We start from the raw sequence: 20,533 nt of genomic DNA, 5'->3' as shown, positions 1-20,533 counted from the left end.
ACATCCGCGTTAATCAGCGTTCATCTGCGGTTAAAAAAAGCATTTTCTATCTGTCATTAGCCAATAACCAATGACTAATGACTAATGACTGATGACTAATTACTAATTAGGCAAAGCCAAATAAGGAAAATTCGGTTCTAAAGGTTTGTGTCCCTGAGCCGGATTTCCCGGAGTTCCGTTATATGAAACGTTATCGCCAACCGGAGAACCCACCAAAGCTCCCAGAGTGATATCAATAACGTCGTCCATCAGCATACGACCTCCGATCAAGCTTCCTTGAGCATTTGTAGCGCTAGCGTAGCCGCTGGTTTTTGTGGTATCGATCCGCATGACATCCGGTAAGAAAGCTCCGGCGATCGCATTTGGATCGACATTATCCCGACCGTCCAAAAGATCGACAGCATTCAGAGTAGCAACAGCTTCCTGCCGCACCGGAGCAGCAGCAGCGCTCAAATCCAATCTCGGAGGAATATTATTAAATGCCTCCAGATAAGCGGGAGAAACTATCAAACCTTCATTAATTGCAGGTCTTGCCAAACGCTCGAATTGTTTGAAACCGCCAACTCCATCCCGGATCGAAACTGTTGACCAAACATCAAAAGTATTCGCCCCAGTTCCTGCTTGCAAAAACGCTTTCGGAACGCGCACGGCAATTGTATTGACGTTGTAACCTTTAGTAAAGTCCACTGCTTGATTCGGTTGTTTAAAAGCAGTGCGCGGCCCCGTTCCCAAAGCTGCGGCGCGAACTCGGAAAAATTGTTCCACATCGAAGAAAAACGGGTCTTCCCGCAAACCGGCAAATACAGTCAAGTTAGAACCGCCCACAGGTACTGTATTCAAAGCAGCATTAGAATTCAGCGGAGTTGTGGCAATAAGCCCGCCGTTAACTGTAGTCTTAGTAGTTGTCTCCGAGCCGCCGCGAACAACAGTTACAGCCACTGCTTGCATACCTGTATTGTTAGGCGGACTGAAGGCAAACCGCAAGATAATATCGGCGCGTCCAGTAGGTGTAGAATTCACGTCACCTACCTGGGTGATGTGAAATTGGTAGAGGGCTGTAGTGCTGAAATAATATTGATAGCGGGCTACAGACCTGGGATTTGAATTCATGGTAAATACTAAATCCCCGTCCGCAGCACCTGAGTTTTGGTCTTTTTCGCGATATACGTACAGGTCAGTTAAATTGACAGCGCGACCTTTGATATCTACTTCGCCGTCGTCGTGGTCGGAAGCGACAATTATCCCTGGAGTTAATAGAGCAATTAGAGCTACTTCAATAGCTAGTATGGTTCGGCGAATTTTTTTTGCGATCTTCACAGTTAGCACCTTTATTTCAATGAGATTTTTGCACAAATCAATGGTTAATAACCCGCATTCGCGGGTTTTACTTTTGTAGCAACAGGTTGAAATCTGTCAACCTGTCGGGCTTTTGCGCTATTGCTGAGCCTTCTCCTATTGGTGGTATACGAAGGTTTGGCAATTTTGGATCTGTGCTTCAAGATTAATTTATGTGAAAAAGGGTGTTATTGAGGATTTACTCGTGCCCGAACTATGCTTGGGAATTCCTGCTCGGAGACAGATCCTCTCTCGATCTAGTGGAGCCAGAGCCTCGCTTGTATGGGTTCCCAGGCTCTTCTTGGGAGCGAGCGAACAGAGCTTAGGAACGAGTGAATGGCACGGTTTTGACCGAAAGCATCCAGGATACAAGCCCCCGGATTCATCCGTGGAGAAATAAAAAACCTGTATCCGATAAACAAGCCTCCGAATTGATCCGTGGGGTCAATGCTTCAACTCTAAAATCTAAAATCTAAAATCTAAAATCTAAAATCGATTGACTGTTCAGGCTCAGGGCATTTCTTCGTTCTGCATAAAGCGGATTGCTAAGTGTCAAAAAAATTACTAATCAGGTGGTAAAATTCAAGATAACTTGGGATTTTTTAAATTCAAAGCACGAGAAAATTAGCCCGAAAAGGCATACTCCAGCTTGTACCCCCAACTTCAAACTTACAATTATGTTCTGTAGTGATATACGCCGAATTTTTAATTTTGGATCTGTGCCTTCAAAACAAAAATTTTTCGGTACACTGAGATGACAGGCCAGAAGTCAAGCGATGAATCGCTGCTCTTAGTGCAGATTGCCCGGAAAGACCAAACGGCATTAGCTAAACTTTACGATCGCTACGGTCGTCCCAGTTACGCTCTCGCTTACAAAATTTTGGGTTCGGTAGAAGAAGCTGAAGAAGTTGTACTCGATGTTTTTTCCCAAATTTGGCAAAAAGCAGCAACTTACGATCCTGCTCGCAGTCGAGCAGATACCTGGTTGTTCATGCTTACCCGCAGTCGTTCCCTCGATCGCCTGCGAGCTGTGCAGCGAACATTCCGGGCGGCTCAAGCTTGTCTGGAAGATGCTAAAGTACACATCTCTAGCGTTGCAGAACCGATGGAAGATGCAATGTTTAAAGAACGCAGCGAACAAGTCAAAGCAGCCCTCGAAAAACTGCCAAAGGAACAGCGACAGGCGATCGAACTCGCCTACTACCAAGGATTGACTTGCGCGGCAATCGCGGCTAAAATCGGTATCCCGACAGGCACAATCAAAACCCGAATTCGCTTGGGCCTTTCCAAATTGCGCCAAACTTTGAGCGAAGAAATTTAGAGTGTAAAAAAACAAAATTTAAATTGTTTAACATCAATCTAAGATTATTGCATCTCTAATCTTCCATCTTGAGTGGGATGGCAGCAGACCAATCTCAAATTGAAAATCAACTTAGGCTTAATTACAATTAATGCCGGCAAACAGATGGAAATGATGCCAGACGAGGAGTTTAATATCCTTGCAGCCCTTCAAGCTCTCGATACGCTCGACGAGTCAGAAAGTCGCGCACTTACAGAGAAATTGAAAGAATCCGCAGAACTTACAAGTGAATTAGCTGCTTTGGAATCAACAATTGCCGCGATCGCCTACACAGCCCCCCCAGTTCCCGTCGCCCCCGACCTCAAAAACCGCCTGTTTCAGCGCATAGCCGAACTGCCGCCAACGGCAGAATCAGTCAATTCAAAGGCAATTGTTACCTCCCCAACAGATAACAATACTCCATCTTTAATCGTGCGCTCCAACGATGTAAAATGGAAATCTTATGGAGTTCCGGGAGTCTCGTTCGGCAAGCTTTACATTGACAAAAAAAAGCGCGAAATTACCTGCTTGATGCGACTAGAACCTGGAGCAACATTTCCCCTGCACCGACACGCTGCCTCGGAGGAAGTGTTTGTATTAGAAGGAGACTTAATTGTAGAAGGGAAAATTTGCCATCAAGGCGATTACATTCGATCGGTTCCCGGTTCCATACATTCCTCCCTCACACGAGGGGGATGTTTGCTATTAATGAAAACTTCCACAGACAACGAAATGCTTATCTGATATTATGTTTGTTGAATTGCCGACAGCTTGGAGGGCGGGTTTATGTAGATTTTTAGTGATAATTATAGATTGTTGGTGAAACCCGCCCCTACAATTATTTCGGTTAATTTACCGGACACGCTCTGACTCAATAACACCGCTTTTATCCGCATTCTGCGGTTAAAAATCCCAACTATATCACGTAATTCCAATGCTAAAATACTCGCGTATAACTGCTGTTTTGTCCGCCCTTATTATTATACAATTTGTACCGCTCGACAAAAGCGCGATCGCCCAAGAACGCGAAGGATGTTTTCTGGTCAACTCAGCAGGAGAAGTAATTAACTTAAATCTGTTGTGTTCGCCTCAAGAATCCGATATTAAGCTGACAGGAAACGATGGGAAATTTATAGAAGACTACAAACGCTTAGCAAAAAGCTACTCCCCAGAAGCAACGGACAATTTATTGCAAGCAATTCAAAGAACTCCCGGTCAAAAAATTGCGGCTGCTAAAAGAATGTGCGCGGAAGCAAAATCTGGACTTTCTCTCCCGGAAGTTAAATTAAGGGCGATCGGGCAAGCTGCAAGTATCGAAAATCCAACTGCCAAAGAAAGCTTTCTCGCCGATGCCGATATTGTTACCACTCTTGCCGCCAATCATTATTGCCCGGAATTAGCCAGTAAGTAATACCATGAAATCTGTAGGGACACGGTAAGGCAGCATCTCAGTTTTGATTTTACTCTCCGTGCGATCGTCCCCCTCGCACTCCTAAAAAACCCTTTTTACAAAACTGAGATGATCCCCACGGTAATGCCGCGTCTTTACTTGCAGTTAAAATATTAATTGTCCTTTTGTCGCGCAACGATCCATGAAATTACCGGACATGAGATGAAACATTTAAAATCAAGTTCCGCCGACTTACGGGATTTATTCAAAGACAGCATTACAGTTAAATATCTCGCGGAACCGCTGAAATCTGTCCCCGCTTGCGAAGAAGCAGCCAAATTGCGATCGTGGATGGAGGCCCGCGATTTTGACGTGCTCGGTATCGAAGAAAACGGCACGGTTTGCGGCTATGTAGAACGATCGCACTTAATTACAGGCAAGTGCAGCGACTACCAGCAAATTTTCCACCCCTCTGAATTAATCGCCGCCGCCACTCCGCTGATGGAATTGCTGCCGCTGCTGCGAGAAAAACCGAGATTATTTGTATTGGAAAGCAACAGGATCAACGGTATCGTTACCTGCGGCGATTTGCAAAAAGCACCGGTGCGGATGCTGCTGTTTGGATTGGTGACGCTTTTGGAAATGAATTTATTGCGGATTGTGCGGATCTACTTTCCCCAAGATTCTTGGCAGAAATTGCTTAAGGGCGATCGTATCTTAGCCGCAAAACACCTGTGGGAATTGGGGCGATCGCGAAATGAAGCAATTGACTTAATCGATTACCTGCAATTCTGCGACAAGCGAGATTTAATTCTGACGAATGCCGAAATAGTCGATCGGCTGGGGCTCAAATCCAAACGCTACGGGGAGCGTTTTTTAAAGTCAGCAGAAGCATTGAGAAACAAATTAGCTCATGCTCAAGATTTAATCAACGGTTCTTCTTGGCCGGAAGTAATTTTTCTCGCTCAGGAAATAGAAGCGCTTTTGCAGCGCTGCGAAGAGATTGAAATTGCCGCACCCACTGCATTAGATAGCATTTAATGGGTAATATCAATTCCGTTAGCATCGGAATGATATAAACGGAGGACACGGCACTGCCGTGTCCCTACCGCGATCAATTGTAGGGACACGGCAGTGCCGTGTCCTCTATATCATTTAGTTTTTAATTTTGAGTTTCCTGTTAGTATACTGAGGAACCCATCCTCGAGCAGTGGTGTAATACTGCACGGCTTTCAAGTACAGCGACGGAGTGAGATAAAACCAATGTTCGGTATTTGCGGGTACTTTAATGTATTCTTCAGCTTGCAGCATTAATTGTACCTGAGCTCCGTTAGAATACACAAACCCAAAAACACATTCCCCAGCTAAAATGTGAAGAACTTCTGCATCTGTGTGCGTGTGAGTGCGATCGCTTTGAGTCATCAGCGCGTAAATCTGCTGCGAACCGGCGTGCAGCACTTTTAAGTCGCACCACTGACATCCGCTTGCACGCTTGAAGTATTCAAACTCGGTTTTAAATGCTGCAAGTATCTGCTGTTTTTCCGTTACATTGAGAATGTCTTGGACTAGCAGTTCTTGAACCGCAGGATTTGCGTTCGTTGGCAGACGATCCATCTCAATATCTAAAACAGCCAGTTGGCTAGCGATCGCCTTGAGTTCCGTATATGTCCTACCGTCTTCTAGTTGCAGAACAGCCATATTACACCACCTATTTATTGGCTTTGATGAAGATAATTTAGTTTCGAGTTTTAAGCTGCTGTTTTAAGCTTCCGTCAAAAACTAAACTTTTGGTTATTTTCAATAATAGCCGATCGCTAAAATGCGAGATATACCTTCACAATCATCAAAGAATTACCACACATGAGATAATTTATTGGGTTTTTTAAGTTTTATTTCTAGTTCTCAGGGTCGGGCTGGGAATGCAGATCCATAGGCTCTGCTTATTTTTTATGGTTCGATGTTTAAAGGGGCGATCGGCAGAACACCGCCTACAGCATGAAAAGACAGAAACACAGGCTCAATCTATAAAATTCCCGTCAGATTAGCTTACAATAGAAGACTAAAGCTCAAAATTACGGCGCAGCCTAATTGCTGCTACTTTTATGCCTCTACCTATAGTTGCTATTATTGGACGCCCCAATGTAGGCAAATCGACGATCGTCAACCGTTTAGCCAACACCCAAGACGCGATCGTCCACGACGAACCGGGAATCACGCGCGATCGCACGTACAGACCAGCATACTGGGCAGATCGGGAATATCAAGTCGTAGACACCGGCGGGCTAGTATTCGACGACGACACCGAATTTCTGCCTTTAATTCGCGAACAAGCACTGGCGGCCCTGGCAGAAGCCAGCGCAGCCATTTTCGTAGTAGACGGACAAACCGGGCTCACCGGCGGCGACGAATCGATCGCATCTTGGCTGAGACTGCAAAAAGTCCCCGTCATTCTCGCCGTCAACAAGTGCGAATCGGAAAATACAGGGCTTACCCAAGCAGCAGACTTTTGGCAATTGGGAATGGGAGAACCTTACCCAATTTCTGGCATTCACGGGAACGGCACCGGCGAATTGCTCGACAAATTAATTACTCACCTTCCCACAGAAGCACTACCCGAAGTAGACGAAATTAAAGTAGCAATTATCGGTCGTCCCAATGTCGGGAAATCGAGTTTGTTAAACGCATTTCTCGGAGAAAACCGCGCCATAGTCAGCCCGATTTCCGGCACTACCCGCGATGCGATCGACACCTTAGTAGAACGCAACGGTCAAACCTACCGCCTGATCGACACAGCCGGAATCCGCAAAAAGAAAAACGTCGAATACGGCGCAGAATTTTTCGGCATCAACCGCGCTTTCAAAGCCATCCGCCGCGCCAACGTAATACTGTTAGTAATTGATGCAATTGACGGCGTTACAGATCAAGACCAAAAATTAGCCGATCGCATCAGCCAAGAAGGTCGAGCCTGCATCATAGTCGTCAACAAATGGGACGCTGTAGAAAAAGACTCCGACACCATCTACGAGTACGAAAGAGAAGTAAGAACCCGACTTTATTTCCTCGACTGGGCAGAAATGATTTTTGTGAGCGCCATGAGCGGACAGCGAGTTGAAAAAATCATTGAATTAGTAGACAAAGCCTCCGACGAACACAAGCGCCGCGTCGCCACCGCCGTCATTAACGAAGTAATAGAAGAAGCCACAAGCTGGCACTCAGCCCCTGTCACCCGCCAAGGAAAACAAGGCAAAATCTATTACGGTACTCAAGTGCGATCGCAGCCGCCGACAATCGCCCTATTCGTCAACGATCCCAAACGCTTTACCGAAAATTACCGCCGCTACATGGAAAGCCAATTCCGCAAACACCTAGGCTTTACCGGCACACCAATGCGCTTACTTTGGAGAGGCAAAAAAGTTCGGGAATCCGAACAAAGCAGCACAAACAGAGCATTGCGTGTCAAGTGATTTTCGATTTTCGATTTTGGATTTTAGATTGAAGAAAAGACGCTGTTAGATGATAAAATTGATGGCCAATTACAGCTAAATTTTTCATCTAAAATCTAAATATCGGATGAACGAACAAGAGTTTAAACAAAGAACGAAGCAGCTAGCATAGAGAGTGATTAAGTTAGTAAGTTCACTGCCAAAAAATACCGTTTCTGAGGTAATTGGCAAGCAGTTAATTCGTTCAGGAACTTCTGTCGGGGCTAACTATCGAGCCGCTTGTCGCGCTAGATCGACAGCAGACTTAATTGCCAAACTCAGAATAGTGGAAGAAGAAGCGGATGAATGTTTGTACTGGATGGAGTTGATAGTTGAAGCTGAATTAGTAGATACCACTAATTTGAGGAGTATCATGTCAGAAACGAATGAAATTTTAGCGATGACAGTTGCCTTCATCAAAACTTTAATTGCTAAAAACCCAACAGCCAATCGCAAATAAAAAAATCTAAAATCCCACAAAAATTGCCAAGCTAAAATCAAACAATCCCAACCAAAAATCAAAAAATTCCAAATCAAACAATCAAAAAATTCCAAATCAAGCAATCCCAATCAAACAATCAAGCAAACCCCAATCAAACAATCAAACAATCGCCAATCAAACAATCAAATAATCCCCAATCAAACAATCTAAAATCTAAAATCTAAAATCTAAAATCGCAAGATGGACTTACTTAGATCGCTCCCCATAGGATTGTACCTAGAACAACCCGTAACCTGGCTCCACCGTCTCGACTCCCGCGTAAAATTAGCTTGGTTGATGACATTTCTGATCGCGCCAATACTCGCCAATCCCATCTGGCGGTTGATGCTAGTCGGAATGTTAATTATCCTGACACTAACAGCATCAATTCCCCTGCGCGTGTGGAAACAGCAAATGGGAGTGCTGCTGCTATTCTGCATTTTAGTATTTTGCCTCAGCGCGATCGCCCCCGACGCACTCCCCTCAGAACACCAGCCCCGCATCCCCGCCGACGAATTAACCTTTTCCCAACAGCCCGCCACCCTTCCCGAACCAGCCCCCAAAAAACCCTGGTACAAACCTTTTAACTTAGGCTCAAACTCCCCAATCCAAAATCCCAAATCCCAAATCCAAAATTCCCTTCCCCAACCCACAAAATACAGTTACGTTTTATTCAAAGGCGGCCCGATTAAAATCACCCGCAAATCCCTAGATTTAGGTATCAACGTCAGCACCCTATTTTTTACAGTAATTTACAGTACCAACCTCTACCTCCTTACCACAGCCAGCGAAGAAATCACCAGCGCGATCGAAAACTTAATGCAGCCTCTGCGCCGCTTGAACTGGCCTATTACCGAAATAGCATTAACATTAACTTTATCTTTGCGGTTCATTCCCCTAGTATTGGAAGAAGTACAAAATTTAGTGCGATCGGTCAGTACCAGAGCCATCAACTGGAAAAAACTCGGATTTCGCCGCACCGCTCAAGTTTGGTTGATGATAGCCGAGCGGCTGTTAGAAAACTTGCTTTTGCGAGCTGAACAAATAGCCAGCGCAATGAAAGTTCGCGGCTTCACCAGTCCCGATCGACACCGCGTAGAATGGCACCAGTTGCACTTCAAAATCCGAGACTGGATAGCCCTCGGCTGCTTGCTCGTCCTCTGGAGCGCCCGCTTGGTTTGGGGTTGGGACAGTTAAGATTTTAGATTTTAGATTTTAGATTTTAGATTGAATAATAGTGAAGAATTGGGAATGAGGGAGGAAGCTCGTGGTTTGGAGCACAGGCTTACCTTTGAGTAAGTTTTGTCTGGTACGCGACAGTCCTGCTAAAGTAATGGAGACAAATATTTAGAGATCCAAGACCTTGAACATCTATCTCGGGACAGATATCGTATATGTTCCCCGCATTCAAGCCGCATTAGACCGCTTTGGCGATCGCTTCCTCGAAAAAGTTTACACGCCCGCCGAACAAAGGGATTGCGGGCAACTAAATTCTCAACACAGCAGCATTAAAGGTAAAATGAATCGAGTTTCCTGCAACCAACTAGCGGGGCGCTGGGCAGCAAAAGAAGCCGTTGTCAAAGCCCTGGGCACGGGATGGCGGGGAATACGGTATGCAGATGTGGAAATTCGGCGCTCCGAAAACGGTGCTCCAAACGTGCAACTGCACCGAACAGCAGCAGCACGAGCCTCTGTTTGGGGAAATTGCCAGTGGCAATTAAGCCTCAGCCACGACGGAGACTATTGCACGGCTACGGCGATCGCCCTTTGCACCCCGCCTGAGAACAACCCCGTCCCACAAACACCGAAACTAAAACCTAAAATCTAAATCTTTAATCTAAAATTGACCGACTATAAACTTGAATGACTACCGAAACTTACCTGAATCATCCCAACTTTGGCCTCCTCTTCAGGGTATCCAAGGTTGAAGACAGCCAAGAATTATTTACCACCCTATACGCCCAGCGCCTATTTTTTTTGGTAACAAACGGCCCTGGCGGGCTGAGATTTGAACCCATCAGTCGCTCCGACGCTCGCCTTATGCTCGAAATTCGCCTGCGAACCCTCCGTCGCAGCGGTCAATATCAGGAGTACGACCAATTGCAGGCGATTCACAAGCGCACGTTTCTATAGCAAAAATCGGTAATTGGTAACTTGGTAATTGGTAACTGTCTCAATTTTCCTTCCCTCCAGTCAAGAGCGTTCAGCACCCATGACCATTGCCTCTCGAATTAACAGCATTCGCCAACACTTGCCCGAATCAGTGCGGTTAATTGCCGTTACCAAACAGGTACCGACTGATGCTATCCGCGAAGCCTACGACGCCGGCATCCGGGATTTTGGCGAGAGTAAGGTTCAAGAGACTGCCGAAAAACAAAGCCAACTGCAAGATTTGCCGGATATCAACTGGCACTTGATCGGTCACTTGCAAGCGAACAAAGCAGCCAAGGCCTTAGAGCATTTCCAGTGGATTCACTCTCTCGACAACTTAAAACTCGCGACTCGGCTCTCGCGCTTGGCGGGCGAACAGTCCTGCTCTCCCCAAGTCTGCCTGCAAGTCAAAATGTTGCCCGACCCGGACAAATACGGCTGGAGCGTCCCAGAACTGCTTGCCGACCTCCCAGAACTCAACAATTGTCAGCATATCAAAATTCAAGGTTTGATGACAATACCTCCGCTGGGATTAGATGACTCGCAAATCTTAGAATTGTTTAACAGCACCCGCGAACTTGGTGACAAAATCGATCGGCAAAATTTTCCCCGCATTCAAATGCAGCAGCTCTCCATGGGGATGTCGGGAGATTATCATTTGGCAATTCAGGCAGGTGCTACTATGATACGGCTAGGACAAACCTTATTTGGCTCTAGGAAGAGATAGTTAATTGATCTCTGACGATCGAGACAACTTGGGTTAAATATAAATTAGTCAGCGACCCACGACTAGCCCGCAACGCGAGTATAGTCGGGGCAGCAAAGTCGTGACGGAGGGTAAATCATGAACGTTATTTCCAAGCTGCGAGATTTTATAGGCTTCAACAATGAGCCTGAGTACGATTACGAGTACGACGAAACCGAAGGCGATCGCTTTCAGAACGTCTACCAACCGCCTGAACCGAACGCAGCAGCCGCAGCAGCCGCAGCAGCAGAAGAACGCCGCCAAAATAGCAGAATGCGGGAGCGGTCAGTAGTAGGATCGACAGGTACGGATGTTGTTGCACCAACCGGGGGAGTAGGGTCAGTTATGAATAACGTGATTGGAATGCCTGGAGCTATGAACGGGATTTCGGAAGTAGTGGTCATGGAGCCGCGCACCTTTGAAGAGATGCCGGCAGCAATTCGAGCTCTTAAGGAACGCAAGTCTGTGGTTTTGAACCTGACGGTGATGGACCCAGACCAAGCGCAAAGAGCTGTGGACTTTGTGGCGGGCGGTACTTACGCTCTTGACGGTCATCAAGAACGAATTGGCGAAAGTATTTTCTTGTTTACGCCTAGCTGCGTGCAGGTGAGAACTCAGTCGGGTGTGGTTCACGAAGTGCCGCCAGCTCAAGGACGGCCCCGCGCTGCTGCTCCTGCACCGACAGTTTGGCCGGCAGAACAAGCTCAAATGGCTCAGTAGTCAGTTGACAGTTGACAGTTGACAGCGGTCAGTTGACAGCGGTCAGTAGTCAGTAGTTAGTAGTCAGTAGTCAGCAGTCAATAGTTAACAACTAATAACTGTGGAATAAAGACTGCGGATTCATAACATTAGCTAACAACTAAGTAACCAATGACAACTGATAATTGACAACTGACAACTGATAACTGACTACTGACAACGGATAACTGACTAATGACTAATGACTAACATAAAATTTGGTACGATCGGCGGCGGGGTAATGGGGGAAGCTCTCTTATCCCGCTTAATAGCACAAAAAGTTTATTTGCCTTCTGAAATCTTGGTGAGCGAGCCAGGGGTAAAGCGCCGCGAGTTTTTGACAGAGACATACGGGATCGGAACAACAGCCAGCAATCTAGAAGTTGCTGCCGCTACAGAAGTGCTGTTTTTGGCGATTAAACCCCAAGTTTTTGATACGGTAGCTTTGGAGTTGGCCGTGGCGGCCGATCGCAAACAGGGAAATAATGGAGAAACGGCTAATTCCCAGCCAGAAGCGGTGGTAGTGTCGATTTTGGCAGGAGTGCCGCTCAGCAAGCTAGAACCAGCGTTTCCCGGGCGGGGAGTGCTGCGTGTGATGCCGAATACTCCGGCGACGGTGGGGGCGGGAATGAGCGCGATCGCTCCGGGGAAACTCGTTCAACCGGCTGATTTAGAATTGGTAAAGCGCATCTTTCAGGCCGTGGGAGAAGTAGTGGAAGTGCCCGAAAGTATGCTGGATGCGGTGACGGGCCTTTCGGGTTCCGGGCCCGGTTATGTTGCGATTTTGATCGAGGCCTTGACAGATGGCGGAGTTTGTGCTGGTCTGCCGCGGGCGATCGCCTCCCAATTAGCCCTGCAAACAGTATTCGGTACGGCGAAGCTGTTGCAAGAAACGGGAATGCACCCGGCAGAATTGAAAGATCGAGTTACAAGTCCCGGCGGCACGACGATCGCGGGAATTGCTAAATTAGAGAGCAGCGGCTTTCGTTCTGCCTTGATCGAAGCAGTGAAAGCAGCTTGTTTGCGTTCTCAAGAATTGGGAAAATAACAACAGAGAATTTATATAATTCGTAAAAAATAACGCAACTGCCGGCAAGCCCCAAACCATATCTAGTCAGTCATTTCCAATCTAAAATCTAAAATCTAAAATCTAAAATCTAAAATGGTATCAAGATGGCTTATAGCGATTTCAAGCTGAAGGAACTGGTCAAGCAATTTGACTTAACTCTCAACGAAAATCAAGATTTATTTGCCGATATCTCAGAAGTAGAATCTAGCGAAATCCTGAAATTATCGTTAAAAGAAAACGCAGCATTAGCAGTAGACATCAATACAGAAAAAGCTCGTTCTGAACTGATTATCGCACCGATTTTACTTGAAGTTAGGCGGCAGTTAAATTATCAAATTGGTTTATTTTCCGGTTCAGAGTTTAATGTAGCTCCTGAAAAAGGATTGAATGGAACCTGCGATTTTTTAATGAGTTTGTCAGCGGAACGCCTGTTTATCAGCGCCCCTGTGATTACGCTGGTTGAAGCTAAAAAAGAAGATATTAAGGCTGGGTTGGGACAGTGTGCAGCGGAAATGAAATGTTAGCCGCTCAGTTATTTAACGAAGAGGAGGGAAATAATATCCCAATTATTTATGGATCCGTGACATCGGGTACTGTGTGGAGATTTTTGAAGTTAGAGGGGAATATTGTTTCTATTGATGCGATCGAATATTATCTGAGGGATGTGGGGAAAATTTTAGGGATTTTATTAAGCGCTATACCTAGATACGAATTACGGACAAAAACTAATTGAATCAATAAAAAACGAGTTCAATCGCATTTTAAACCAGCCTCTGCCGCTGTCGAATACTTGACGGGAACAAAAGCGAGGCCGAACTGTTCTTTTGGACATTCTACAATATGCACCAAATCGGTGGGGGGATTTTTGCGATCGCCATTGTTCGGCGAGTTAAACTGAATGGTTCCTGTTGCTCCCTCGGCGCTAAAATCAGGAGATAAAAGCATTTTTTGCATTCCTTTGCGACTGGGTTTTAGCTGCATTTCCAAGGCTTTTATGAGGGCGCGCGCTGCATCGTAAGCTGAAGCTGTACGAGTATTTCCCTCTTCTCCCCACAGCGATCGAGCCTGTTGAGGAAATGCTTGGTTGGGGCTGTTTAAGGGATGCCAGCCAACAGAAAAGATTAATTTTTTGAACAACTTTTGCTGTTGCCCGGATGCAAGTTCCAACATTTGCGGACACATCAGCATCCATGCCCCGACAATCCAATTGCGCTCGCCGTTAAGTTTTATTATCTCAAATGCGCTGTCTAGGGCTCTCCTAACATGAGGGTCTGGAACTAACACGATCGCAGTTTCTCCGCTGGCCTGGATTTCCTTTATTGCTCTTTGGGCGCTGAAGTCTTTTTTAGATAAATCGAAATCGCGAATCCCGACTATTTTTCCCCCTTTGATGTCTCGAAAATACTTTGTGAACTCTTCCTTGAAAGATGCACTGAATGGACTTGCCTGATTGTATAAAATTGCTACTTTTTTTTGATTTTTTCCGATGAGATAATCGGCTAAATCTTGGGCAATTAAACTGCTCGTATATTGAGTGCGAAAGAAAAATTTCCTAGGTTCATAGGTCAGTTCTTCCGTGGCGGCACCCGGAGACATCAAAACCAGATTATTTTGATTGTAAATATCTACCGCGTGCATTGTCATGTCGCTGCTAGCGTGACCGAGAACTGCTAAAATATCCGGTTGATTTACCAATGAAATTGCTCTTTGTTTTGCCTCCTCTTCATCGTTCGCATCGTCAGCAATAATTACTTTAAGTCCTTTGCCGTTAATGGTTTTACTTGGTAAAAAACCCAGGCCTGGAAATTCCCGATCGCTCTTATTGGACAGTCCCAAATTAACTTCAGTTTGCGCTTGAGCCACTCCGCGCAGAAATTCTTTTGCCTGCTCGCCAAGCTGAGCAAAACTGTCTGAATTTCTCTGACACATGGGAAGGGCTACAGCAATTGTGTAAAAAGGAGCGTTGCTGACCTCCAGAAAAGCATTGTTCGTGTAAACTAAAGTTTCTGGATCTTTGGCGTATTCTTTCTGCCACGATTCTTGGAATAAATTAAAAGCTTTCTCTGAATTTGAAGCTGCAAATTCTTTAACTCCTCTTTGCTTTAACCGAGGACGAGAACTTGTAAGGAGAATTTTTTCTCCGGCACTTAAACCATCTGGGAGGACTAAACGAGGGTTTGATGCCAAAGGTGTCCTGCTGTCACTGGCGATCGAATATTCCACTCCCACCTGCTCAAGAGTCTCAATCGGCATCATAACTCTCAATTTATTTCTCCGTCTGCGTGGCGGCTGTACTCTCGACGGCGGTGAGGGCGATACCACCAGCGATCGCAAATCCTGCAAAACTTCAGCAGCGGATTGATAGCGATCGTTAAAGTGGTAGCGCACCATCTTATTTAAAACTTTTTGCAGCTTGTCGCTAATTTGGACGATCGGGCGATCGGGGGTTGAGTAGTGCCAGACGAGTTCCCCAGTTTTTTTATGATTAAAAAGTTCTTCAATATCTAAGCCTGCGATCGCTTGAATGCCGATGATTCCCACAGCATAGATATCGCTGTTAAATCTGGGCTGATTTTTCCACTGTTCCGCCGGCATATAACCCTCTGTACCGATGACGCGAGTTTGAGTTATTTGCCCTGACTCGATCGCCAAATTGCTAATACCTTTTACTGCCCCAAAGTCAATTAACACAATTTTGCCGTCAAGCTTGCGCCGGATCAAGTTTGACGGTTTCAGATCGCGGTGAATAATCTTTTGAGAGTGGACGCAATCTAAAACTGACAAAATATCCACCAATAAATCGATAACTTCTGACTCCCGAAACTGCTTGCCGGAAATTAGTTCTTTATTTAGCGGAGTTCCTTCGATAGATTCTTGAATTAAGTAAAAATTTCCCTTTGACTGTGAATGATATAGTTTTGGAAAGCTTGACAAATGTGTCCCTTACAGTACAGTTTGAAGTTCCGCAAGCTGCGGGTTCTTTTATCCCGCCAGATAAATTAAGACCCCTATCGGCAGTGACTTCAGGGACTGCGATCAAAATCAGGAATTCGGGAGATTTAATCGGGTTTGTTGAGGGTATAACGCCTGCTCAACTGCAAAACAGCATTCTAAACAGCATTTCTCAGTTCAGGGATTCTAAGCTGTATAGTGCGCTGCAATGCCTCCTGCAAAAGCTTAAATCGAAGATGGGACATAGAAATGGTAATCTGCAACCAGCGCTACAACAATACTAATTATCGATCGCTAGCTGCAGTTTCCAATTTCTCCCCAATTCTCGGTTCCGTACCATTTAACAGCCGCTGAATGTTGCTGCGGTGCCGCACAATGACAAATACGCCGCCCGCAATGCCAAACAATACATAAGCTAGCGGCTGATCTAAAGCAAACATCAATCCAGCTACGCTAATTGCACCGATAATCGAGCTTAAAGAAACAATTCGCGATACGGCAAAAACTATCCCGAAAATTCCGAAAGTTCCCAAGCCGACGGGCCAGTACAAACCCAGCAAAACTCCCAAACTCGTAGCCACAGATTTGCCGCCCGTAAACCCCAGCCAAATCGATTTGCTGTGGCCTAAAACTGCAAATAAACCCGCTAAAGTTGCCATCCAAGGAATGACAGTTGCAGTATTTTCTAAATTTGCGGCGGTTGCTAGCTGCTGGGTAAAATCGATCGAGTAAATGTAGCGAATTAGGACGATCGCACTTACCCCCTTCAACACGTCAACCAGCAACACCCCCAACCCCGGCCACTTCCCCAAAGTCCTCAGTACGTTAGTCGCACCAGTCGAACCCGAACCAACCTCTCGAATATCAATTCCCAGCATCCATTTCCCCAAGGCGTACCCAGTCGGAATCGAACCCAGTAGGTAAGCTGCGATTAGCAATGTCCCATTTAAAATTATCCAGCTAGCCATGTTTTAATTTTAGATTTGTTGTACAGGAGAAAGAAGTTCGGCAACGGATTCTGTAACGGATGTAACGGATGGAAGAAGAAGAAGGAAGAAGCAATTCCGGTTAGTTTCCCCCAGATTTTATTCAGTCCGCGCAGGCGGACTTTGTTTGTATAGCAGCGAATTCTATTCGCCCGGATTTGAGTTCAAAAATCCTTAGCAGCCATCAAAGTTTGCGGATCGGCAGCAAAGGCCAGCCATAGCGGAAATTGCAGGATTGACAAACTAATTAAATCCTCAGTTTCATCAATGACAATTAGGGGCAATTTGCCATCTTTCACCAGTCGATCGGCTTTTTGAGCCAAAGCCTCTGCAGACTCGAACATAATAATCCCCCGTTCCGGGCCAAAATCGCTGCGAGTAATGCCCAAACAGTCCTGCAAACCCCGGCGCCACTCTCCCAAACGTTCGGGACTGTTCGCGAGCACCAAAGTCCGCACCCGTCCGCCGTAGACGCTTCTGAGCACAGAAATAATTGTCGAAGTAATCAAGATATTTTGCAAGCGCGAACCCATAGTCCGCAAAGCACCCCTTCCTCCTTGAGTGAAAAACCAGTTAGAAACTCGTTCCGCGTGGATGGGTTCAAAAGTGCGGCGGAGTTGCCAAGGGGGGCCGTAGTAGTCGGGGAGAGTGCGATATTGATCGAGGGTGCGGCGAATTTGTTTGGCTTGTTCTTGAAATCCCTGTTCGGAAAATCTGGGATTTATCGGTGCTGAGGATTGAGACTCCTCAGCAGGAATTTGCTTGGGCGTCTCTTGCACGGGTGGCGTCAAATCTAAGAGTTCGGCGGTAGCGGCCAAATCCTGCAAACTGCCGACTAGATAGTCTTTGAAACCCTGGACTCGAATTGCTAAATCTTGGGAAACGCCCGCAAAAGTCGTCCGCATTTCCTTTTGAATTCGATCGCGCCGGCGTTCGAGTTTTTCTACTTCGATTTGCAGCGCTTGTTTGCGCTGATCTAGTTGAATCAAGCCGTCTTGTACCAAACGCCCGATCGATGCTTGAGCCTCGCCCAACGCTTCTACGGCCTTGGCTTTGTCGGCTTCCAAGGCGGCAATTCTTTCAGTCAAATCTTGTTCTTGCTGCTGCAATTTTTTGACTCTCAGGGCCAACTGTTCGGTAACATTTTCAGGGATGTCTGTTACCGTTTCTGCTGTTTCTGTTGGCTGAGAGTCTGTTGGTGGCGAACTTTGCTCGATCGGACTTTCTGAGGCGCGATCGTCGGTATTGGGCGGGATTTGGGCTGCGGCGCTTGCTTCGTCCACGAATTGGGCGATTTCGGCATCTTCCTCACCCCAGGGGTCTATTTCGAGCGGGAGTTGGGCGGCGTCCGCCTGAAGATCGATCGACAAATCTCCTGTCTGAGATGGCAGTTGGTACTCCGTCTCGTTCGCGGGTAAATTTGGTTCGCCGTCAGGGGCTGGTTGTGCTTGCGGTTCTTGGGTTGGAGATTCGTCTGAATTCATGGGAAATTTGGTTCGGCGTGGGGCACGGAAAAGTTAAAAATTTAAAACTAACAACTTTTTCAGTCTTGACGGGGACAGCGCTGTTCTAAACAGGTCTGTAGCATTTTACGATCGAACAGAACCGGCAGAAAGTGAATGCTGTTAATTTCTTTGAAATAGAACAAAATCGGCACAGCGGGCCAAAATATCCGCCAATTTTGCCATTCTCGGAAAGGAAAGCGGCGGATTAAGTTGGACGATCGATAAATGTCCAAATCGGTTGGGGTGAATTGTAGCCGGATGGTGGCGGCTTGGTACATCAGAAACAAGCCGAACAGCGAAAGCGGCAAACTCGCCCACTTCTGCACGAACAGCAGCGGTATCGCCGCCAGTACCAGGACTAGGGGAATCGCATAACTGGGGGCGAGCTCGATCGTATTTGTCGGCGCAGTCGAAGAGGCAGTTGCAGTCACGGGCTTAAGTTAAACGAATTTTGTCAATACTTTATATTTTACCGTTTCCTAGCTTACAAGCCTTTGAGTACGCTACTGCCCGTGCCCTGAAACATCAGCCAAGTCATCAAAAAGTTCAAGATAAAAATAGCAAGCATTGCCGTCACCACCGCCGTAGTAGTCGATTGGCCGACGCCTTTTGCCCCGCCGGTGGTGGTCAAACCCCAGCTAGTGCCGATTACAGCAATCAAACCACCGAACACAAAAGCCTTAATTGCTGCGCTGCAAATATCCCACAGAGTCAGGAAATTGCGGACTGATTCTAAAAACACGCTGTGAGAGACGCCGTACATCGTCGTAGCAATCAGCAGCCCGCCGGCCATACCGGTGACGAGGGACAAGATGGTTAAAATTGGCAGCATCAAGCAGCAAGCAAGGACGCGGGGAATTACTAAATAGTCGATCGGGTCTGTTCTGAGCATCAGCAGGGCATCTATCTGCTCTGTGACCTGCATAGTGCCGATTTCCGCTGCAAAAGCCGAACCTACCCGTCCCGTCACGATCACGGCTGTTAAGACGGGGCCGAGTTCGCGAGTCAAAGACAAAGCCAAAACGCCGCCGACGACATTGCCGGCACCGAGGTTAATAAACTCCCTCGCTACCTGAATCGTAAATACCATGCCGACAAAAGCCGCAGTCAGCAAAGCAATCAGCAGAGATTCCGGGCCGACTGCTGCCATTTGGTCGAGGGTGTTGCGGCGGTGAATTTTGCCCTTCAGCAAGTGCAGCATGACTTGGCCGCCCAATAAAATTGCTGCCAGCAACCGCTGACTCCACAAACTGAGGTTCGATGGTGTGGTAGTGCTCAAGGGATTTCGACTGTAGAACAACTGCAAAAATGAAATCTATCTACAAATCTTAAACAAGTTTTTTCTCTAACATTTAAGATTTTTGACGGAATTGGTCGCGGAGGGCGATCGCTGCCTATCGTAGAAAAGGACAAGTTTTGTTTGCTTGCACCTTTCGGCAGTTTAGCTGAATTTACCAACTCTTATGAGCATTTTTCCTAATTTTCTTCGCTCTCTACTGCTGACCAGCCTGTTGAGCTTTGTCGCCCCCTTATTGTTAATCGGCGCGGGATTGACTAGCTTTTCGCTGATCGGCCTGGTGCCTGCTCTCCAAGGAGTTGGTCGTTCTGGGGAAGACCTGATGTTGCAGTTCTTAGCTACTTTCGGCAGCGGCTGTCCCCTCCAGGGTTTTTTGGTGATCGGCCTAACTTTTGGTTTGGTGGGTGCTTTGTTTGATACCTACGCTTCTTATCAGCATTCGCGGTGGAGTTAAGCGAACTTCGATTTTAGATTTTAGATGGGAATTGCGCGATCGAATCTAAAATCTAAAATTGCTCGGTTCGGGTTGGATCGGATACCCGCACCTTTTGATGATTTTACAATACCGATCGCGAATGTTCGGAAATGCGATCGGCCTTTTTGCAGAAAACCGAATCTCCCAGTTTCGGGAGCTGGAATATATTAAATACAAGTTGAGTCAAGTTGTTCTCAACCTTTACAAACTTAAGAGATTCGAGGTATTAGTTATGGCACTTATTCGTTGGGAACCTTTGCGGGAAATGGACTCCTTGCAGCGAGAAATGAATCGGTTGTTTGATAGCTTGACGCCAGCAACCGATCGCGCATCTAACGGTGTTGCTTTTGTACCCGCCGCTGAACTGGATGAAACTCCCGAAGCCATCCACCTTAAGTTAGAAATTCCGGGCATGGAAGCTAAGGATTTGGACGTGCAAGTCACAGCAGAAGCTGTTGCTATCAGCGGCGAACGCCGTCAGGAAACTAAGACAGAAGACAAAGGCATGACTGGGAGCATGTCACTTTTGCGATAAGTATTTATACTTGTGCAGTTTTTCGAGGTCTACCAATTAAGCCATTTAAGTAA

Annotated in this window: 21 protein-coding genes and 1 pseudogene; 15 read left to right on the top strand and 7 right to left on the bottom strand. The window is 46.4% G+C overall.

The annotated features are described in order from the left end of the window. Positions 1-102 precede the first annotated feature (102 nt). Positions 103-1,317, bottom strand: a complete 1,215-nt coding sequence (locus tag QUA02_RS14460) for a DUF4331 domain-containing protein (RefSeq protein ID WP_333028743.1) — start codon at positions 1,315-1,317, stop codon at positions 103-105. Between the two features lie 772 nt (positions 1,318-2,089). Between QUA02_RS14460 and QUA02_RS14455 the strand changes: the two genes are divergently transcribed. From QUA02_RS14455 to QUA02_RS14440, 4 genes are all read left to right on the top strand, one after another. Continuing rightward, on the top strand, positions 2,090-2,656 hold the full coding sequence (locus QUA02_RS14455) for a sigma-70 family RNA polymerase sigma factor (RefSeq protein WP_333028742.1): 567 nt from the start codon (positions 2,090-2,092) through the stop codon (positions 2,654-2,656). A gap of 99 nt (positions 2,657-2,755) precedes the next feature. Then, positions 2,756-3,418, top strand: coding sequence for a cupin domain-containing protein (locus tag QUA02_RS14450; RefSeq protein WP_333028741.1), 663 nt, complete (start codon positions 2,756-2,758; stop codon positions 3,416-3,418). 190 nt (positions 3,419-3,608) lie between these two features. Next, entirely contained in the window at positions 3,609-4,085 is a 477-nt protein-coding gene (locus QUA02_RS14445) for a DUF732 domain-containing protein (RefSeq protein ID WP_333028740.1), read from the top strand. A gap of 201 nt (positions 4,086-4,286) precedes the next feature. Beyond that, positions 4,287-5,105 (top strand): CBS domain-containing protein, encoded by an 819-nt coding sequence (locus tag QUA02_RS14440; RefSeq protein WP_333028739.1) that lies wholly within the window; start codon positions 4,287-4,289, stop codon positions 5,103-5,105. 114 nt (positions 5,106-5,219) lie between these two features. Here QUA02_RS14440 and QUA02_RS14435 read toward each other — a convergent pair whose 3' ends face one another. After that, positions 5,220-5,762: an acireductone dioxygenase gene (locus QUA02_RS14435; RefSeq protein ID WP_333028736.1), complete on the bottom strand. Its 543-nt coding sequence runs from the start codon at positions 5,760-5,762 to the stop codon at positions 5,220-5,222. 404 nt (positions 5,763-6,166) lie between these two features. Here QUA02_RS14435 and der point away from each other — a divergent pair, with 404 nt between their 5' ends. The 9 genes from der to QUA02_RS14390 all read left to right on the top strand — a co-directional run bounded on the left by der (position 6,167) and on the right by QUA02_RS14390 (position 13,254). Next, positions 6,167-7,528: a ribosome biogenesis GTPase Der gene (der, locus tag QUA02_RS14430; protein WP_333028735.1), complete on the top strand. Its 1,362-nt coding sequence runs from the start codon at positions 6,167-6,169 to the stop codon at positions 7,526-7,528. Positions 7,529-7,682: 154 nt separating this feature from the next. Further along, a complete protein-coding gene (locus QUA02_RS14425; RefSeq protein WP_333028733.1) occupies positions 7,683-8,006 on the top strand; it encodes a four helix bundle protein in 324 nt (107 codons plus the stop codon). Positions 8,007-8,228: 222 nt separating this feature from the next. Next, complete coding sequence (locus QUA02_RS14420) at positions 8,229-9,224, top strand: energy-coupling factor transporter transmembrane component T family protein (RefSeq protein WP_333028732.1); 996 nt, start codon at positions 8,229-8,231, stop codon at positions 9,222-9,224. A 166-nt stretch (positions 9,225-9,390) separates the two neighbouring features. Beyond that, complete coding sequence (acpS, locus tag QUA02_RS14415) at positions 9,391-9,855, top strand: holo-ACP synthase (protein ID WP_333028730.1); 465 nt, start codon at positions 9,391-9,393, stop codon at positions 9,853-9,855. Between the two features lie 35 nt (positions 9,856-9,890). Then, complete coding sequence (pipX, locus tag QUA02_RS14410) at positions 9,891-10,160, top strand: transcriptional coactivator PipX (protein WP_333028728.1); 270 nt, start codon at positions 9,891-9,893, stop codon at positions 10,158-10,160. Between the two features lie 79 nt (positions 10,161-10,239). Then, on the top strand, positions 10,240-10,905 hold the full coding sequence (locus tag QUA02_RS14405; protein ID WP_333028726.1) for a YggS family pyridoxal phosphate-dependent enzyme: 666 nt from the start codon (positions 10,240-10,242) through the stop codon (positions 10,903-10,905). A 117-nt stretch (positions 10,906-11,022) separates the two neighbouring features. Continuing rightward, positions 11,023-11,643, top strand: a complete 621-nt coding sequence (locus QUA02_RS14400) for a cell division protein SepF (RefSeq protein WP_333028725.1) — start codon at positions 11,023-11,025, stop codon at positions 11,641-11,643. 220 nt (positions 11,644-11,863) lie between these two features. After that, on the top strand, positions 11,864-12,709 hold the full coding sequence (gene proC / locus QUA02_RS14395) for a pyrroline-5-carboxylate reductase (RefSeq protein WP_333028724.1): 846 nt from the start codon (positions 11,864-11,866) through the stop codon (positions 12,707-12,709). A 125-nt stretch (positions 12,710-12,834) separates the two neighbouring features. After that, positions 12,835-13,254, top strand: coding sequence for a hypothetical protein (locus QUA02_RS14390; RefSeq protein WP_445305170.1), 420 nt, complete (start codon positions 12,835-12,837; stop codon positions 13,252-13,254). Between the two features lie 226 nt (positions 13,255-13,480). Here QUA02_RS14390 and QUA02_RS14385 read toward each other — a convergent pair whose 3' ends face one another. The 5 genes from QUA02_RS14385 to QUA02_RS14365 all read right to left on the bottom strand — a co-directional run bounded on the left by QUA02_RS14385 (position 13,481) and on the right by QUA02_RS14365 (position 19,452). Continuing rightward, entirely contained in the window at positions 13,481-15,664 is a 2,184-nt protein-coding gene (locus QUA02_RS14385) for a bifunctional serine/threonine-protein kinase/ABC transporter substrate-binding protein (protein ID WP_333028723.1), read from the bottom strand. A gap of 302 nt (positions 15,665-15,966) precedes the next feature. After that, a complete protein-coding gene (gene plsY / locus QUA02_RS14380) occupies positions 15,967-16,650 on the bottom strand; it encodes a glycerol-3-phosphate 1-O-acyltransferase PlsY (protein WP_333028721.1) in 684 nt (227 codons plus the stop codon). 182 nt (positions 16,651-16,832) lie between these two features. Further along, the gene (locus tag QUA02_RS14375; protein WP_333028719.1) at positions 16,833-18,152 is read right to left on the bottom strand and encodes a DUF3086 domain-containing protein; all 1,320 of its coding nucleotides are present in this window, start codon (positions 18,150-18,152) and stop codon (positions 16,833-16,835) included. A gap of 59 nt (positions 18,153-18,211) precedes the next feature. Continuing rightward, complete coding sequence (locus QUA02_RS14370) at positions 18,212-18,604, bottom strand: DUF3119 family protein (protein ID WP_333028718.1); 393 nt, start codon at positions 18,602-18,604, stop codon at positions 18,212-18,214. Positions 18,605-18,657: 53 nt separating this feature from the next. Further along, positions 18,658-19,452 carry an MlaE family lipid ABC transporter permease subunit gene (locus tag QUA02_RS14365; RefSeq protein WP_332984653.1) on the bottom strand — a complete coding sequence of 265 codons (795 nt, stop codon included), beginning with the start codon at positions 19,450-19,452 and terminating at the stop codon, positions 18,658-18,660. Positions 19,453-19,636: 184 nt separating this feature from the next. Here QUA02_RS14365 and QUA02_RS14360 point away from each other — a divergent pair, with 184 nt between their 5' ends. Then, entirely contained in the window at positions 19,637-19,924 is a 288-nt protein-coding gene (locus tag QUA02_RS14360) for a hypothetical protein (RefSeq protein ID WP_333028716.1), read from the top strand. 253 nt (positions 19,925-20,177) lie between these two features. Then, positions 20,178-20,462, top strand: a pseudogene (locus QUA02_RS14355) (Hsp20/alpha crystallin family protein); the annotation flags it as partial. Between the last annotated feature and the right edge of the window lie 71 nt (positions 20,463-20,533).

The sequence above is a fragment of the Microcoleus pseudofavosus SVA1_A4 genome (assembly GCF_036700565.1).
Lineage (GTDB): Bacteria > Cyanobacteriota > Cyanobacteriia > Cyanobacteriales > Microcoleaceae > Microcoleus.
This window is presented reverse-complemented; position numbering and strand designations above follow the sequence as displayed.